Genomic DNA, 16,147 nt, shown 5'->3' with positions numbered 1-16,147 from the left:
GTTATTTTTTTAGCGTTCCACTGACGCATCAGCTGTCATTGTTTTTTCTGTTTCTTCGACTGAGAACGGTGAAACATCGCCGTTTACAGTATGCTTCAATGAAGAAAATGCCGTTGCGAAGTTAATAGTGTATTCCGGATCTTTATTTTCTAAAATACCGTGAATAACGCCGGCTGCAAAAGCATCGCCGCCTCCGATACGATCGATGATGTGATCCATGTTCTGCACTTTTGAGTAATACGTGACGCCCGCTTTCCAGAATGTTCCTTGCAAAGTATTGTGCGTTGCGGAAATAACGTTACGCAACGTTGAGTAGAAAATCTTAATGTTAGGATACATTTCATTCATTTTTTGGTAATAGTAATCCAGTTCATTCTCTTGCTCTTCTATTTCAGGGACTCCAAAGAATGTAATGGCATCGCGTTTTCCAGCTGAAAGATAATCCACGTACGGAAGAACGTCTTGCAAGAATATTTTACATTCTTCAATCGTCCATAGCTTAGAACGGTAATTTACGTCAAAGTTGACAGTAATGCCTTTCTCATGCGCTTTCTTCATTAACTCTTTGGTCATTTCGCGGCTGTCTTCTGAAAGCGCAGCAGTAATGCCCGTGATGTGGAGCATCGTTTTCCCTTCCAACAAAGCATCCACGTCAACTTCGGATATCTTCATTTCTGAAATTGAAGAGTTCGCACGGTCGTAAATAACTTTCGACGCACGTGGACCTGCACCAGACTCAACGTAGTAAGCACCCATACGACTGCCGCCAAACAGAACTTCACTTGCGTTTACGCCATATTTTTGGGTATGACGAATAGCAGAATGGCCTAATTGGTTATCTGGAACTTTTGTGAAATAGGTTGTCTGATGGCCTAAAGAACTCAAGTTAATAGCGACGTTTGCTTCGGCTCCACCGTAATGCAAGTTTAACTTAGTAGTATCGTAGAAGTGTGTTCCGACTTGCGTAGAAAAACGCATCAATGTTTCCCCTACACATAAGATGTTGTGTTTCATCTGTATCCCTCTTCATTTTGTATTTTGGTTGCGCTTTAATTTCCATATAGGAAACCATGCGTTCGTTAAAGAAACTTTCTCTTTATTATAGGCCATAAGAAAAGAGAGAGCAACCGTTTTCTAAAAAATATTAGAAACGATTGCTCTCTTTTAAATATACATGTAAACATTCTGAAGTTCTTTTAAAATTCCTCGACGGGCAGTTCTGATTGCTTCGGCAACAGTTGCTTCTTTTTCTGGCGTACGACGATAGGTCGGCATGCTCACACTAAACGCTCCGTAATTCTTACCGTTTATAGAAAGCGTGGCTCCCATGCAAAATACTTCAATTTGCTCTTCACTATTGTCAAAAGCTAATTCTTTTTCACGAATCTCCGCCAGTTCTTCTTTTAGCGTGGTTGCGGTTACCAAGGTATGCGGCGTGAAAGGTTTAAGCTCCACCCGCTCTAAATAAGCGTCAACTTCGGCTTCCGGCAATTCGGAAAGAATCGCCTTCCCCATCGCGGAGGCATACATCGGTTTAGAATAGCCGATTCGGGAGGTCGTTACTACAATCGGGCGCATGGACTCCAACTTATTTACATACAGGATTTCATCACCCTCACGGATAGATAGGTGGACCGTTTCGTCCAGTTTGTCATGTAATTCTTTTAAATAAGGATACGCGATCTTGGAAATATCCAAGTTGGCTAAATATTGGTTGGCATAACGAACCAAACCGCTTCCGAGGACATAGGTTTTGTCGGTGTCATTCTTAGTGACGTACCCGATAAGTTCCAACGTTCCCAGTATTTTAAGGGTTGTGGGATTGGTCATTTCAGTTGCTTTTGCGATGGCGTGTAACGGCTGCGGCGCATGGGCAGATGACAGGAAATCGAGAATTTTATCTGCTTTAATCAGTACCGTTCCATACGGTTGTGTCTGTGTCATAGTTCTTCTCCATTCTCTAACTGTTGATTAAAATATAAGGGATATTTTGGTTTTAGTAAAGGTTTGTTGTGTCGCGGGGTGCGTTTTTGTGAGATACTGTTAGTTGTGATTTCAAAACGGAGGGACAAAATGATCTATATTCAACAGGCAATTTTGCATATACTCGACATTAATACAAATGAACCGATTTACTCATTGGCAGGACTCGATATTACGGAGAAATTTACGTTGGACTACATCCACGCAATGATTGAAAAAGTCGAAGATTCCGACAATATGAAAGAAGGCACGCTACCGGAAGATAGTCCGGTTGTGGGGATGCTGGCAAATGTGAAGGACGATTTTGTAGCGGCGACCCGCGCTTTGACGGATAAATTTTACGGCATTACAAAATTGAACTACGAAATTCCGGCGGCAGATTTATTATTTGTTCAGTTTACACTGGACGAAGTTGCGTGTCTGGGGATGTTCAAATTGAACTATTCAGATAGTATTACGCACCACGTTTCGCAGGAAGATGATACGCTGACAAACCACCTGATTGTGAACCGGGCAATTTTGCCGAGTGCGCGCCAAGCGATTCAGGAAGGGATGGTCTTGAACTTAGAATCGATGCAATATCACGTGCTCGAGAAGAAGCATATGATCACCGAGCTGGCAGAGAAGCGGTTTTATTTTACCGAAATGTTTTTAGAGGATGAACCGAAGCCAAGTTTGAAAGAAAATATTGCAATGATCAAAAAGGCGGTTCAGAAAACGAGCAAGGCATTTAACGATGAGGAGTTCGTAGCCCTGGCGGAAACGAAACAGGCGCTTGTCCATAGTATGGAAGAAGAAAACGTGATCGATAATCAGGTCGTAGCGGATCGTTTGTTTGGCGACAACTACGCGAAGAAGGAAAAATTCTTCCAAGAAGTTGAGGAGCTGGGCTATGTAGACCGTGCGCCGGCTGAAGTGGCAGTCGCAGGACCGAAATTTTCAAAACAAAAATTACGTTTGGATAATGGGATTGAGATTAGTATCCCTATGGACTTGTATCAAGATGCGGAAGTTGTGGAGTTTATCAACAATCCGGATGGTACAATTTCGGTTATGATTAAGAATATTGAGAAAATTAAGAATTTATTTTAACCAATGAGATAAGTGCGGACTTCGAGGGCGGGATGGCTCTATGAAGTTCGTGCTTTTTTGTTTGAAGTTCGCGGCAGAAGTGTTTTACCGGCTTTCAGTCTGGACATAATTGCTGGACGCCGGTGGTTCGAGCGGTTTACCGGCTTTCAGTCCGGACGTAATTGCTGAACGCCGGTATTTCGGCTGGTTTACCGGCTTTCAGTCCGGACGTAATTGCTGGACGCCGGTGGTTCGAACGTTTTACCGGCTTTCAGCCCTCACAAAAAATCTGTACGCCGGTACCAACCCAAATAAAAGCCCTGGACGCGGTGTCCAGGGCTTTTCCGTCTCTTACATTTTCTTCAACAGCTCTGATTGTGTCTTGTACAAGTGATAGTAACGACCACGTTGTTTCAGCAACTCTTGATGGCTGCCGGATTCGAGAATCTTACGGTCGCCGATAAAGAAGATGCGGTCACTGTTACGAATCGTCGATAAGCGGTGTGCTACTACAAAGGCAGTTCGTCCTTCTAGCAGACGATCCAATCCTTCTTGCAACAGCACTTCCGTTTGCGTATCAATACTAGAGGTCGCCTCATCCAAAATTAAAACTTTCGGATCAGATAACAATGTCCTTGCAAAGGAAATCAGTTGGCGTTGCCCGGCTGATAAGGTACTCCCCCGCTCCTGAACATAGGTCTGATACCCACCTTTCAGATCCTTGATAAAATCATGCGCACGCACAACTTTAGCAGCTTCAATAATTTCTTCTTCTGTCGCATCCAATTTTCCATATCGAATATTATCCATAATCGTTCCGGAGAAAATGAACGTATCTTGCAGCATGACCCCAACTTCCGTACGCAGCGAGGACAATGTCACATCGCGGACATCAATTCCGTCCACCATGACTTTCCCTTCCTGCACATCATAGAAACGGGGAATCAAGTTAGTTATCGTTGATTTACCAGCTCCAGTTGGGCCAACCAGGGCAATCGTCTCACCTGGATTCACCTTAAAGGAGAGGCCTTCGAAAATGTTCTGCCCCTCTTTGTAACCAAACGTCACATTTTCAAAAAGAACTTCTCCTCTAACCGGGGGCATGTCGAATGCGTCCGGTGCATCTTTGATCATCGGCTCCAAGTCCATCATTTCAAAGACGCGTTCCAAATAAACCGTTCCGGAAACGAGCGAGTTGTAGAAGTTACCCAAGTTAATAATCGGGTTCCAGAAGTTTGTCACGTATGCGACAAAGGCAATCAACACACCCGTTGAAACGTCTACGCCGAGCCCGCGAACCCCCGCAAAATAAATGAAGGAAATCGTTACGACCGAAATGACTTGCACAATCGGCCCTAGAATAAATTGGGCGCGGACAGCTTTCATCCAAGCCACGCTTTGTTGGTTGCTGACATCGGCAAAAATATCAAAGTTCATCCCCTCACGTGTGTACGATTGGGTGGTTTTAATTCCCTCAATCGATTCATGAATATACGCATTCAAGTTCGATTGTTTCGCGCTCAATTCTTCGTATGCGAGACGCTGTTTATTTTTAATAATCATCGTTACTGCGAACAAGACCGGCAGCAAAATGAAACTATACAGTGTCAACACAACATCAATGGACAGCATAATCGCCAGCGTCACAACAATACTCAAGATATCCGAGATAACCGTAATTAAACCGGATGATAAAATGTTACTCAAAGCATTGATGTAGTTAACTACCCGCGTCAGAATCTTCCCGTGCGGCCGGCTGTCAAAGAAGCGAAAGCCAAGTTTTTGCATGTGATTAAACAGATCCGAGCGAATGTCGCGCAGGACGTCCTGTCCTAATTTCGTAATATGGTAAATGCGGTATTTAATCGCACCGGCATTCAGAACAGAGACGGTCGTATAAAACACCGTAATCCAAATAATCGCGTTGGTGTCTTGATTCGGAATGACCGTGTCAATCACATAACTGATGAGGAAAGGCCCCAAAATCATGGCGAAGTTAGAAAACAATAACATCGCCAGAATCTTTCCAATAGCTGCTCCATAAGGTTTCAAGTAACTTCCGATTCGCTTAAATCCTTGAAAGTCTATTTTCGTTGTACGTGTGTCATTATATTCCATCTTCTTCACCTACTTCCGCTTGTCCTAACTGCTCTTGATAAATTTGATAATAAAGGCCACCCTTTTCAAGCAATCCTTGATGTGTGCCCCGTTCTACAATTCTTCCTTTTGATAAAATAATAATCTTATCGGCATTTTTAACAGAAGAAATACGATTAGCGATAATGACTGTTGTTTGTTGGCCGGATGTCTGGCGCAAACCTTCTTGAATCTTGACTTCCGTCTCCATATCCACAGCTGATGTTGTATCATCCAAAATTAAAATCGCTGGATCTTTAATCAAACCACGTGCTAACGATAGCCGTTGTTTCTGACCACCTGACAAACCACTTCCACGTTCACCTAAATAAGTATCGTATTGATCCGGCATCCGCTCGATAAACTGGCTCGCATCAGCTACTTGCGCTACTTTTTGAACCCGTTGAAACGGAACCCGCGGCGCACCATACATAATATTGTGCTTAATCGTATCCGAGAAAAGAAACACATCCTGCATCACCACTGCGATTTGCTGACGCAAGTTAAGAACGTTCATTTCTTTAATATCAATACCGTCGATTAATACCCGACCTGCCGTGGGGTCAAAGAACCGTGAAATTAAGTTCACCAACGTCGATTTCCCAGAACCTGTTTCGCCCAATACACCCAGCGTTTCACCGGCTTTAATACTGAAATTGATGTCATGTAATACATCTACTTCCGGTTCATCTGAGAAAGCAAAGGACACATTTTCAAACGTAATATCTCCTTGCAAACGGGGTACCTCAATCCGTTGTTCAATCGGAATTTGCGGCTTCACTGCCAGCATTTGACGAATTTTTTGAGTACTAGCATCGAAGTTTTGCAAGTCATTGACGTGATTCCCTAAGCTGCGCATCGGAACATTTAACATCCAGATCAAGCCGTTAAAGGTAACCAGATCTCCTAAAGACATCGATTCGTTGATAACAAACAAACCACCCAATCCGACTGTAATAATCGAAAGGAAGCCTGCGAACACTTCGATTATCGGTAAGTATTTCGCTGAAATAGCAGCGGAGTCCAAGTTGCGTTGACGAAAGTCTTCGTTGAAACGATTGAACTTCTCAATTTCAAAGTCTTCCCTTACGAAAGCACGAACGACTTTATTTCCGCCGATATGCTCCTCGACAACAGTATTTAAACGCGAAAAACTTTCACGAATTTGGTAGAAAGCTTGGCCTGCATGTCGTGAGAGTAAGACGGTAAAAACTGCGATAAAAGGCGTGACTACCAACAACGCTAAAGTTAAGCGCCATTCGATGGCTCCCAGGAAAATAAGTGCTGAGATAAATAAGACGGCATGATCCAAAATATTATAATACGCCCAGGCGACTGCGTGACGAACAGCATCGGTATCGCCTGTCATCCGTGCCATGATGTCTCCTACCCGGGTTGTGTTAAAGAATGTAAAATCGAGTTCCTGTAGTTTCACATATAAATCTTCACGAATCTTAAATAACACATTTTGACTAATTTGTTCGAATTGAATTTGATAAATATAACGCAGGGTCATCCGCGTTATGGTTACAGCAATCATGAGTCCTAATAAGGGTAGCAACCAATCTGTTCGGTTGTTGAGAATGACTTGATCGACGATTGTACCGCCGATATAGGGTGTAATAACGTTAGTCAGGGCAATAATAACTGTCAACAGACTGGCCCAGAACCAACCGAAACGGTAAGGTTTCAAATAACTTTTAACCCATTTGATACTACTTTTCATCGTGATTCCACCTTTCTTAGTATTTACAAACCATTTTAAAGGGTATCGGTGACGAACCGAATGGACGATACACTCAATGAGGATGGACAAAGTTATCAAGAGAACATTTTCATAGCGTGTTCGCTCCGGAAACGCTATAATTTTAGTGATAGACAGGAGGTAGGTTACACGATGTTGAAGATTGATTCCAAAACTTTCAATCCCGAAATTCTCTACGTATTCGATTCAGAAATGGTTGGTCCGACGGCAGGAAAGAACCATTATCATGATTTTTTCGAACTTTCTATTTTAATCGAAGGCCAGTCAGAATATACGATTGAGGGTAAAAAACACCTCTTGAGTAAAGGTTCCATTTTATTATTTAATCCCGGCGTATATCATTACGAGCAGGCTTTTGAAGGCATGTATAATCGGCAAATTCATATTGGTATCCGCCGTTTTTCAATTGATCGTTTTCCGCGCGACTTTTTCCCATTGGATACAACCATCGTTCATCTGAGCGAGTACGAAGATGCCTTTTTCGAAACGTGTACTGAAATCGTGAAGGAGCGCAAAGAACGCCAAAGCGGCTACGACATTATTTTGAAGGCATTGGTTTTGAAATTAATGGTCTATATTCTACGTGATAAAAGTACCGAACAAAGGGAAGATAAGGAATTGCTACTCACTGACGAAAAGTTGGAACGGCAACAGTTAGTGGATCAAATCAAGCTCTATATCGAAACGAATTACCGCGAGGATTTAACTGTTAATGGAATTGCGGAAGCCTTTTTCTCCAGCCCCGCCACCGTCTCTCGCATTTTCAAAGAGCAACTTGGTGAATCCCCGATTAACTATTTGATCCGCTATCGTTTGGAAAAAGCCAAAGTCTTATTGGATAGCGCAGATGATATCTCTATAAAAGAAACCGCCCATTTAATCGGCTACGAAGATGCTTTGTATTTCAGTAAATTATTCAAGAAATATTACGGTAGCTCCCCAACAGACTACGCAAAACGGCCGAAATAAAAATATAAACATGTTGTCCAGTCACAAATTAGACTAAAAAAGGAAGATTATTGTCTTGCCAATATATTGCAATTTATAGTAAGATGAAAAAAATTATTGGGAATGCTATCTATGGGAGGAATGTTATGACAGCTGTCATGCTTCAAAAAGATTCAAATTTTCAGTCTGTGCCGACAAGAGTGCTGTATGGCTTGTTTGTCGGCTTATCACTCGCAATGATTGTCCTGGCCTTTTGGTTCAACACGCCTACTGAAATCTGGGAGGGTTTTTGGTTAATTACACGCTCACCAGCGACACTTTTGACTGATTATATGGCTTTGGCAAATCCAGGCGCAACCCTTATGAACGCTGCTATCATGACTTTGCAGGCGATGGTTGTTGTGTGGATGTGTCGTGCCAAAATTAATGGTCCCGTTATTTCAGCACTATTCTTAATTATTGGTTTCTCTTTCTTCGGAAAGAATTTCTATAATTCCATGCCCATTGTTCTCGGTGCTTTAGCATATGCAAAAGTGACAAATAATCCTTTAGAACGCTCGTTATTGGCAGCCTTATTCGGTACCGCACTTGGCCCGTTGGTAAGTGAATTAACCTTTAATCAAGGGTTGGCTTTACCAATAGGCGTAACAGTTGGGTTATCAGTCGGATTCATTACGGGCTTCGTCCTTCCTCCGTTGGCACAACATCTTATTACTTTTACGAAAGGTTTTAGTTTATATAATGTTGGGTTCACGTGTGGATTCGTAGGTTCAATATTTATTTCGATTATGCGGAGCTTTGGTATGGAAATAAATACCGTCAGCATCATTTCCACTGAGTACACAGAGGCATTTAGTGTGATTTTACTTGTTTTGTTTGGTGTGATGATTGTTTATGGGGCATTTGTAAATCAATTCAAACTGGCAGGTTTGGTAAATATTTACAAACACACAGGTCAGTTATCTACGGACTTTTTGGATGTCGGTGGAATTGGCGCAACTATTATGAACATGGGAGCTTTGGGGATTTTCTCAACGCTTTATGTTCTTACACTAGGCGGTGCTCTTAGCGGACCGGTCATCGGCGGAATTCTAACCATTGTAGGATTTGGTTCATTCGGTAAGCACCTGTTCAATTGTATGCCGATTATGGTCGGTGCAACATTCATGTCCTACATTACCGAGCATACGACGCAAGAACCTGCCATTTTAATTGCTATTTTATTTTCGACGACACTAGCTCCAATTGCTGGTCGGTATGGAACACTGGTCGGTATTATCGCCGGTGCTATCCACCTGACGTTAGTAGTCAATGTCGGATTTCTTCACGGCGGTGTGAATTTATATAACAATGGGTTTGCCGGCGGTTTAGTTGCCGGGATGATGGTGCCTATCCTCGAAGCGATTCACGTTCACCGTGTGGCACGTTTGAATCCGCAACGACCTGAAGTGGACCCGGCTGAGGAAGTCGAAACATTATCATAGCTACCAAAAACACCAACTCGAAAGGGAGTTGGTGTTTTTCCATATTTCTATAAGAAAAGCCGGATAGCCGTTATCGCAGTCATCACGATAATCAGACGACGATAGGTCTTTTCACTGATGTTCTTCACAATCCAAATGCCTCCCCAAGCACCAATCGCAATAAAGGGAATGGCAAAGAGTGTGTACTTCGCCGTCTCAAGAGTGATGGTTCCCCACAAAAAGATGTGGAAAGGCAGTTTTAAGATGTTCATTAAGAAAAAGAACCACGCTGTCGTACCGATCATCGTTTCCTTCTTCAAGTTCTGAGCCAGAATGTAGACGTTAAATATCGGTCCGGCAGCATTTCCAATCATCGAAGAAAAACCACTAATCACGCCTACTCCTCCTTTTAGAAAGGGATTGTCCGGCAAAGGAATCGTTCGCTTTTGAGATTCACGAATAGCAAGGAGGATGACGCAAATGATGACGATAATTCCGATTAACATTTTGAACTGTCCATCATTAATCCAAGTTCCAACGAGTGCACCCGCAATAATTCCCACTACCGCCGCCGGAATCAATTTCATAACATCACGGATATTCCCCTGTTTCCCATATTTCATAATAGCTACTAAATCTCCGACCATCAACATAGTGAGAATAATACCTGAAGAATCCTTACCACCAAAAATAATGGCCATCATGGCAACTGCTGGAATAGTCGCCCCTTGGATACCCGCTTTGGAAAAGCCAACGATGAGCGCACTCACCACCAACATTATTATTTCAATTACATCCAGACCGAACATGCTGCACCGCCTTTAGATTTTGATTTAACTATAGCATTGCGCTTTCATTTCAGCAAAAAAAGAGAAGCATCGGCCATTGCTATTCTGAACAGTTTCAGTATAAGCAGCCGATGCTTTTTTATTTATCTAACAACTCCCGTTTTTCATCACGTAAGCAACGTCCACAGAAGTGGAGAGGTTGTGTTAGTGTGGCGCGGCGTGCAAAGGTTGGTTGATTTAGGCTAACTTTTGCACGCTTTCGCGGTAAACAGTGCATGAGCTGGACTTTTTTAACTGACCTTTGCACCTTTTTGGAGTTTTTAGTGCAAAGGTCCTCACTTTTTTACTAACTTTTGCACGTCTACACAATGACTGACGTTCCTACAAAAAAAGAGAGAAGCAGGGGCGCGACCCCTTGCTTCTCTCTGTTCACTTATATTAGTGTTCGTTTTTTAGTTGTTCGCCATAAATGATTACTGCATTTACAAGCTCTTTCCAGAATGTTTGTTTACTCATATTTATCTCTCCTTTATAATCATCTCTATATTATTATAGTTCAGTGCCTATGCACTCTCAACTCATTACAATATTATTGTATACCATTTTCATAATACTGTCAAATGCGAAGCTTTCACATTTAATTATAAAGCCTATTAAAACAACTTATTTCTGAAAAATAAAGCAATACATATAGTTATATTACACTAATAAAATAAATAAACAAAGTTTGTTAACCATTGAACTATCCATCAACATAATGTTAAACGCGTTTTCATTATTGATAATGAAAGAACCATCCCTTTAAAAGGAATGGTTCGATATCATCTTTTTAGTTTATTGATCATTTTTTTCACAAGGCTTTCTTTTGGAGCGTCTGCAGCCTTCTCCTGTTTCAACATTTCTTGCATATCAGGGTCCCTGTCACTATTCTTCAAACGGTGCTGTAATTCTTTCCGCATAAGTTCACCGATGTTCTTCAGGTCGGGATATTCACCCTTTACCTCCCCCTTTGCGATAAAAGAAAGCACCTCAATATAGCTCAGCGCCAATGCAGTCGTCAAAACTGAAGCCGTTCCACCACTGATAATGCCGCCTGCTATCGTTCCAGCACCCGGGATCAGTTTCACCACATTGGACACAATGTAGCGCCCCAGATAAGTCGCACCACTTGTTCCACCGATTGCCCCCAAGATACTAGCTATGCTTGTTCGTTCCAACGAAATTCCGAAAATGGCGGTAATGTGGGCCATCATCGTAATCTGCATGGGTACTAAAATCGTCGCATCTGAGAAGGGAATCGGTGTAAAGCCAACTCCGAATGTTGTTGCTACGTATCGTCTCGCCCAACTCCTGGCTGCTTTCGCTTTGCGTTCTATATCCACTTGTTGGGCGTTGTTAAAAGCATCTTTCACTTCTGACGGAATGACGTCAAAGGTTAAGCCTATCAATTCCTTTAGACCTTTTTGCGGAATCGTCAGTTCTTCAGAAATGACAAACGGTTCCGCCATGACCGTCCGCACTGCAATAACATCCAAATTCAAATCATCAATGTATTTCTTAAACGTTTCTGCCGGCTGTCCAATTGCTTGCGTTAAAACAATAATCACCGGGACTTGCTGAGACAGTTCACTAATGAAGCTGATCTCCGATTCTTCAATTCGCGAAGAATTGGCGTTAATACAATAGTAAATAACATGGATCGCCTCATCGGGTCCTTTTTTACGATTCTCTTCCAACGCTTGGAAAATTTCCTTACGAACCTCGGATTGGACACTCTCGCTCAATTCCAACCCGCGTGTATCGTAAAGGACGATTGGAACGCCTTCTTTAGAAATACGGCGTAGATGCTTTGTGATGGGCTTTCCAATACCCGTTGACGCGAGTTGCTCACGAAAGACATTATTCACTAACGTACTTTTCCCTACACCAGTTTTCCCTACCAACAGAATATTCACGGGTGCCATTTTTTCGATTTCGGCTTGGGTTTTATTTAATAACTCTTCCACCAGTCCTAAGTCTAAATTTGTTTTCGCCATATTCTCACCTCTTCAAGTATTAATACTTCAGGCCAGTCAGGTATACAGAAACAATTTTAAATGTATGCTGGGACATAACGGCTGGCGATTCAACCAACCCTTCATGTAGCCACGTTTGGACAATCCCCTGCATCGCATATGATATCGCAGAAACAGCATACACGGGCGGAATGTCAAAGTGATTCGCATCCACACGTTCGATAAACGTATCTTTTAGAAATTCGTTGAATTTAATATGGAAAGAGTAATTGCCTTTCTCTCCTGTCAAACTCTTAACGAAACGCTGATGTTCTTTAATATATTCAAACAAAGCCGTCAACATATCTTCAATTTCACTTTGGACATTTTCCGGACCTTTATTTGTCAGTGTGAGGGAAATGATTTCCGTCCCAATTTCACGCATTTCCAGAATTAATTGGTTCACGCTTTTTTCCATTAAGTCATATTTATCTACATAGTGGAGATAGAACGTCCCTCGGTTAATACCTGCCAAATCAGTTATTTCTTTTACAGTAATTTCATCTATTGTCTTTTGCTCTAACAATAGTGTTAACGCATTCAAAATCTCTTTCTTGGTACGTACAATGCGACGGTCGGTTTGCTTGCCATTTATTCTCATAATGCCCTCCTATCAGTTATGCAGACTTTCTCACAACTTTTTTATAAGTATATATAATAATAGCGGAATTAACAACAAAATTGGCGAAATAGTTGGATATACGAAAGATTGTCGATAACACTGTATAAAAAAAGGCGAGACACTCGGCCTCACCTTCTTCACTCTTATTAATCTCTTCTGCGTCCACTGAACATGAGAACAAGGCGCAATAATTGTAGGAAGCTCATGATGGCAGCAGCCACATAAGTAAGTGCTGCAGCATTCAGAACTTTTCTCGCTTGCGGAACTTCATCGCGTTCCAAAATATTTCCGCCGCCTAAAATATGAAGTGCACGACTAGATGCATTAAATTCAACGGGCAGTGTCACAACTTGGAAGACAAACGTCAAGGCAAATAGAATAATTCCCATTTGAATGAAAAGTCCACCAGCTTGTCCCAGAACAAGGCCGATTAAAATCATCGGCATGGAAATGCCTTGGCCAATATTTACAACCGGCACCAAACTATGACGCAGGCGCAAAGGAACGTAGCCAACTTGATCTTGAATAGCATGACCGACCTCATGAGCCGCAACTCCGATAGCAGCAACAGAAGTTGAGTTGGCTGTAGAATCTGACAAACGCAGCACTTTATTACGTGCATCGTAGTGATCCGTCAAGTCTCCGCGCACACGTTCAACGCTGACATCGCGAATGCCGGATTGGTCCAAAATATATTGAGCGGCTTGCGTCGCTGTATAACCCTTCCGGCTTGCTACTTCACTAAACTTTGAAAATGTACTCTTTACGTACGCTTGGGCAGCGAGCGAAATAACCAAACCAATAATAATTAAGAAATACGTTCCATCGAACATGAATGGCATGTATATCCCTCCTTTTAGATAAGTGTATCAAATTTGTGTGAATTTTCTATGAAGTTATTTCAACGCAGCTAAACTTTTTTCATAAGCTTTTATTCTTCTTTCACGCGTTTCTTCAATACGGTGCTGACGATTATCTATAAAGTGACCGTGCGCATCCGTCCAACTATCAATACGCGTAAATGGCGCTTCGATTTTCTGGTTGAAATGAGCGGTATATAAGATGCCTGTTCCTTTGAATTGATGGAGCTGTTTTATATTATCATCAATCAAATAGTCGGAGCGAACAACTTTTTTATTTCCACAGTAAATATAGTGATTCACATCTAAGAACGGAAAGTTTTCTTGCAGCCATTCGAATTTATCCTGGAATGAACCCGGAATTTCCATTGCGGCCGTTGCAATATAAACATCGTATACGTCATTTAATTCTTTGACAACTTCAATCGCATTTTCTTTAACGACTAAATCGCGCGTGAATCCCGGAGAGTTAATTTCATTAAACATCTGCATCATAGTCGTTTCATCAAAAACCGCTTCTAAGTCGAGCGTCAACAAATCATCCGGAATATAATTCGTTTTCTTGAGGGTATTATAGGACAGCACCATTTTTTCGGTCGTTCCGGCCAAGACATCATCCATATCGATTGCAATACTAATTTTATCAGTCATGTATTCGTAATCCCCTTTTTATTTTCTCCTTCTATTATAACAGAAACCGACAGATGAACTAAAAAAGATGATTGGGCTCACCTTGAGCACAACCATCTTTTCAAATGAATTTTATTCTTTGGTTTTTCCAAATTCAGGTACTTCTTTGGGATCATAAGCTTCTTCTTGCGGCAAGATGAGGTTCAATCCGATTCCTGCTAAAGCGCTCAAGGATGTACCTGAAAGCGTCAAGACCTCCATGTCCAGAGTCGCGCCACCTAATCCAAGCACCAGCATGGAGCTTGCGATGATCAGGTTACGAATCATTCCGAAGTCTACTTGCTCTTCAATCAATACTTTCAACCCATTGCTGGCAATGACACCGTACAACAGAATGGACATTCCACCAAGGACTGCGTTTGGAATTGTGGAAATCAATGCTGTAAATTTACCCAGGAAGCTCATTCCGATTGCAAAGAAAGCTGCATTTCGAATAACGGCTACTGAAGCGATACGTGTCATTCCGATAACGCCGGTATTTTCACCGTATGTTGTGTTGGCCGGTCCACCGATGAAAGCAGAAACAGCTGTTGCAACACCGTCCCCGATTAATGTGCGGCTTAAGCCGGGATCTTTCAAGAACTGGCGATTACAGATTTTACCAAGAACGGTATGATCTCCGATATGTTCAGAAATCGTTACAAGCGCCACCGGGACAAGCGCTAACGCTTCTGGCCCGAAGTACAAGCGGTAGGAAGCAAAGCTTTCCGTTTCGAACGGCAAGTAGAATTGAGGGATTTCAAACCATTTCGCTTCTAGAACCGGCGTAAAGTCAACCAAACCGATTGCAAAAGCAATCAGATATCCGCCGACAATACCGACTAAGAAAGGAATAATTTTGAAGAAGCCTTTTCCTTTGGTATTGACGAATGCTGTGATTAAGAAGGTTACAACGGCAACAAAGATGCTACGAATATCGCCGCCTTCAACAAAACCGGCATTTGTAACTGCTGAACTAGCCAAGCCCAAACCGATAACCATAATCATCGGGCCAATAACAATCGGTGGCAACAGTTTGTCTATCCACTTTGTTCCGATTATTTTAATAATAGCTGCAGTAATAACGTAGACAAAACCGACCATGATGACACCCGTCTGAGCTGCACTGATATCGCCACCCATTTGGTCAATCGCTACTGCCATGGCCGTAATATAGGCGAACGATGATCCTAAGTAAACAGGTATTTTTGCTTTGGTAGCGATTTGATAAATAAGTGTTCCGATTCCACTTGCGAACAACGCGACTGATACAGGCATTCCTAAGATTAATGGCACTAGGATAGTGGCACCGAACATTGCGAATACATGTTGGAAACTGAGTAGAATCCCTTTCAATACTGGTGGTTTTTCGTGAACGTCTAACAGTAACGGTCTTTGATTAATAGCCATACTTATACTCCCCCTATTTTTGGGCATAAAAAAACGCCCTTTTATACGCAAAAGGACCTATAGGTATCAAATATGGATTTGTTACCCTTCTTGACCTCTCTGGATCAGTTTAAAGGACTCTGCTCCAATTAATATAGCACGGTCTTTTTTAAAATGCAAGACCCTATTATTTGAAAAGACTTCCGTAATTCTAATCAAATTTTCGTTAAACTTTTACACAATCCAAAAGATTTCCTCGTACATTTCCAGTATGCTATATGTGTAAGTAAGAGCAGATGCTTTATATGACCTAAAAAAATTCAAAAACATTGTTAGGAGCTGCAACTCCTACCCCCACCTAAACAACGCCGATGCGTTGTTTTTTTATTTTAAAAATAC

At 42.0% G+C, this 16,147-nt stretch carries 13 protein-coding genes; 3 read left to right on the top strand and 10 right to left on the bottom strand.

Going from position 1 to position 16,147, the window contains the following annotated elements; translation table 11 throughout:
- Window positions 1–9 precede the first annotated feature (9 nt).
- Window positions 10–1,014: a sugar kinase gene (locus G7058_RS07980; protein WP_166063029.1), complete on the bottom strand. Its 1,005-nt coding sequence runs from the start codon at window positions 1,012–1,014 to the stop codon at window positions 10–12.
- A gap of 150 nt (window positions 1,015–1,164) precedes the next feature.
- The gene (locus G7058_RS07975; RefSeq protein WP_166063028.1) at window positions 1,165–1,944 is read right to left on the bottom strand and encodes an IclR family transcriptional regulator; all 780 of its coding nucleotides are present in this window, start codon (window positions 1,942–1,944) and stop codon (window positions 1,165–1,167) included.
- A 129-nt stretch (window positions 1,945–2,073) separates the two neighbouring features.
- Between G7058_RS07975 and G7058_RS07970 the strand changes: the two genes are divergently transcribed.
- A complete protein-coding gene (locus tag G7058_RS07970; protein ID WP_166063027.1) occupies window positions 2,074–3,075 on the top strand; it encodes a nucleoid-associated protein in 1,002 nt (333 codons plus the stop codon).
- 330 nt (window positions 3,076–3,405) lie between these two features.
- On the opposite strand, the gene G7058_RS07965 is transcribed toward G7058_RS07970, so the two are convergent.
- The gene (locus tag G7058_RS07965) at window positions 3,406–5,172 is read right to left on the bottom strand and encodes an ABC transporter ATP-binding protein (protein ID WP_166063026.1); all 1,767 of its coding nucleotides are present in this window, start codon (window positions 5,170–5,172) and stop codon (window positions 3,406–3,408) included.
- Complete coding sequence (locus G7058_RS07960) at window positions 5,162–6,916, bottom strand: ABC transporter ATP-binding protein (protein WP_166063025.1); 1,755 nt, start codon at window positions 6,914–6,916, stop codon at window positions 5,162–5,164. The genes G7058_RS07965 and G7058_RS07960 overlap by 11 nt, the downstream gene beginning before the upstream one ends.
- Window positions 6,917–7,087: 171 nt before the next feature.
- On the opposite strand from G7058_RS07960, the gene G7058_RS07955 reads away from it, so the two are divergent.
- Both G7058_RS07955 and G7058_RS07950 read left to right on the top strand, forming a co-directional pair.
- Window positions 7,088–7,924 (top strand): helix-turn-helix transcriptional regulator, encoded by an 837-nt coding sequence (locus tag G7058_RS07955; RefSeq protein WP_166063024.1) that lies wholly within the window; start codon window positions 7,088–7,090, stop codon window positions 7,922–7,924.
- A 125-nt stretch (window positions 7,925–8,049) separates the two neighbouring features.
- Entirely contained in the window at window positions 8,050–9,387 is a 1,338-nt protein-coding gene (locus G7058_RS07950) for a DUF1576 domain-containing protein (RefSeq protein WP_166063023.1), read from the top strand.
- 47 nt (window positions 9,388–9,434) lie between these two features.
- Here the strand turns inward: G7058_RS07950 and G7058_RS07945 are convergent, their stop codons facing one another.
- From G7058_RS07945 to G7058_RS07920, 6 genes are all read right to left on the bottom strand, one after another.
- The gene (locus G7058_RS07945; protein ID WP_166063022.1) at window positions 9,435–10,175 is read right to left on the bottom strand and encodes a sulfite exporter TauE/SafE family protein; all 741 of its coding nucleotides are present in this window, start codon (window positions 10,173–10,175) and stop codon (window positions 9,435–9,437) included.
- Window positions 10,176–10,975: 800 nt separating this feature from the next.
- Window positions 10,976–12,190 carry a YcjF family protein gene (locus tag G7058_RS07940; protein ID WP_166063021.1) on the bottom strand — a complete coding sequence of 405 codons (1,215 nt, stop codon included), beginning with the start codon at window positions 12,188–12,190 and terminating at the stop codon, window positions 10,976–10,978.
- Window positions 12,191–12,209: 19 nt separating this feature from the next.
- The gene (locus G7058_RS07935) at window positions 12,210–12,809 is read right to left on the bottom strand and encodes a TetR/AcrR family transcriptional regulator (protein ID WP_166063020.1); all 600 of its coding nucleotides are present in this window, start codon (window positions 12,807–12,809) and stop codon (window positions 12,210–12,212) included.
- 167 nt (window positions 12,810–12,976) lie between these two features.
- The gene (locus tag G7058_RS07930) at window positions 12,977–13,672 is read right to left on the bottom strand and encodes a zinc metallopeptidase (protein ID WP_166063019.1); all 696 of its coding nucleotides are present in this window, start codon (window positions 13,670–13,672) and stop codon (window positions 12,977–12,979) included.
- Between the two features lie 54 nt (window positions 13,673–13,726).
- Window positions 13,727–14,341 carry a 5' nucleotidase, NT5C type gene (locus G7058_RS07925; RefSeq protein WP_166063018.1) on the bottom strand — a complete coding sequence of 205 codons (615 nt, stop codon included), beginning with the start codon at window positions 14,339–14,341 and terminating at the stop codon, window positions 13,727–13,729.
- Between the two features lie 111 nt (window positions 14,342–14,452).
- A complete protein-coding gene (locus G7058_RS07920; protein ID WP_166063016.1) occupies window positions 14,453–15,769 on the bottom strand; it encodes a uracil-xanthine permease family protein in 1,317 nt (438 codons plus the stop codon).
- Between the last annotated feature and the right edge of the window lie 378 nt (window positions 15,770–16,147).

This window comes from Jeotgalibaca porci, from assembly GCF_011299095.1.
GTDB lineage: Bacteria > Bacillota > Bacilli > Lactobacillales > Aerococcaceae > Jeotgalibaca > Jeotgalibaca porci.
This window is presented reverse-complemented; position numbering and strand designations above follow the sequence as displayed.

Excerpts from the sequence above, each read along its gene's own strand:
- G7058_RS07925 (WP_166063018.1), bottom strand. The coding sequence starts at position 14,341 with ATGACTGATAAAATTAGTATTGCAATCGATATGGATGATGTCTTGGCC.
- G7058_RS07965 (WP_166063026.1), bottom strand. The coding sequence starts at position 5,172 with ATGGAATATAATGACACACGTACAACGAAAATAGACTTTCAAGGATTT.
- G7058_RS07975 (WP_166063028.1), bottom strand. The coding sequence starts at position 1,944 with ATGACACAGACACAACCGTATGGAACGGTACTGATTAAAGCAGATAAA.
- G7058_RS07920 (WP_166063016.1), bottom strand. The coding sequence starts at position 15,769 with ATGGCTATTAATCAAAGACCGTTACTGTTAGACGTTCACGAAAAACCA.
- G7058_RS07930 (WP_166063019.1), bottom strand. The coding sequence starts at position 13,672 with ATGCCATTCATGTTCGATGGAACGTATTTCTTAATTATTATTGGTTTG.
- G7058_RS07950 (WP_166063023.1), top strand. The coding sequence starts at position 8,050 with ATGACAGCTGTCATGCTTCAAAAAGATTCAAATTTTCAGTCTGTGCCG.
- G7058_RS07980 (WP_166063029.1), bottom strand. The coding sequence starts at position 1,014 with ATGAAACACAACATCTTATGTGTAGGGGAAACATTGATGCGTTTTTCT.
- G7058_RS07940 (WP_166063021.1), bottom strand. The coding sequence starts at position 12,190 with ATGGCGAAAACAAATTTAGACTTAGGACTGGTGGAAGAGTTATTAAAT.
- G7058_RS07960 (WP_166063025.1), bottom strand. The coding sequence starts at position 6,916 with ATGAAAAGTAGTATCAAATGGGTTAAAAGTTATTTGAAACCTTACCGT.
- G7058_RS07955 (WP_166063024.1), top strand. The coding sequence starts at position 7,088 with ATGTTGAAGATTGATTCCAAAACTTTCAATCCCGAAATTCTCTACGTA.
- G7058_RS07970 (WP_166063027.1), top strand. The coding sequence starts at position 2,074 with ATGATCTATATTCAACAGGCAATTTTGCATATACTCGACATTAATACA.
- G7058_RS07945 (WP_166063022.1), bottom strand. The coding sequence starts at position 10,175 with ATGTTCGGTCTGGATGTAATTGAAATAATAATGTTGGTGGTGAGTGCG.
- G7058_RS07935 (WP_166063020.1), bottom strand. The coding sequence starts at position 12,809 with ATGAGAATAAATGGCAAGCAAACCGACCGTCGCATTGTACGTACCAAG.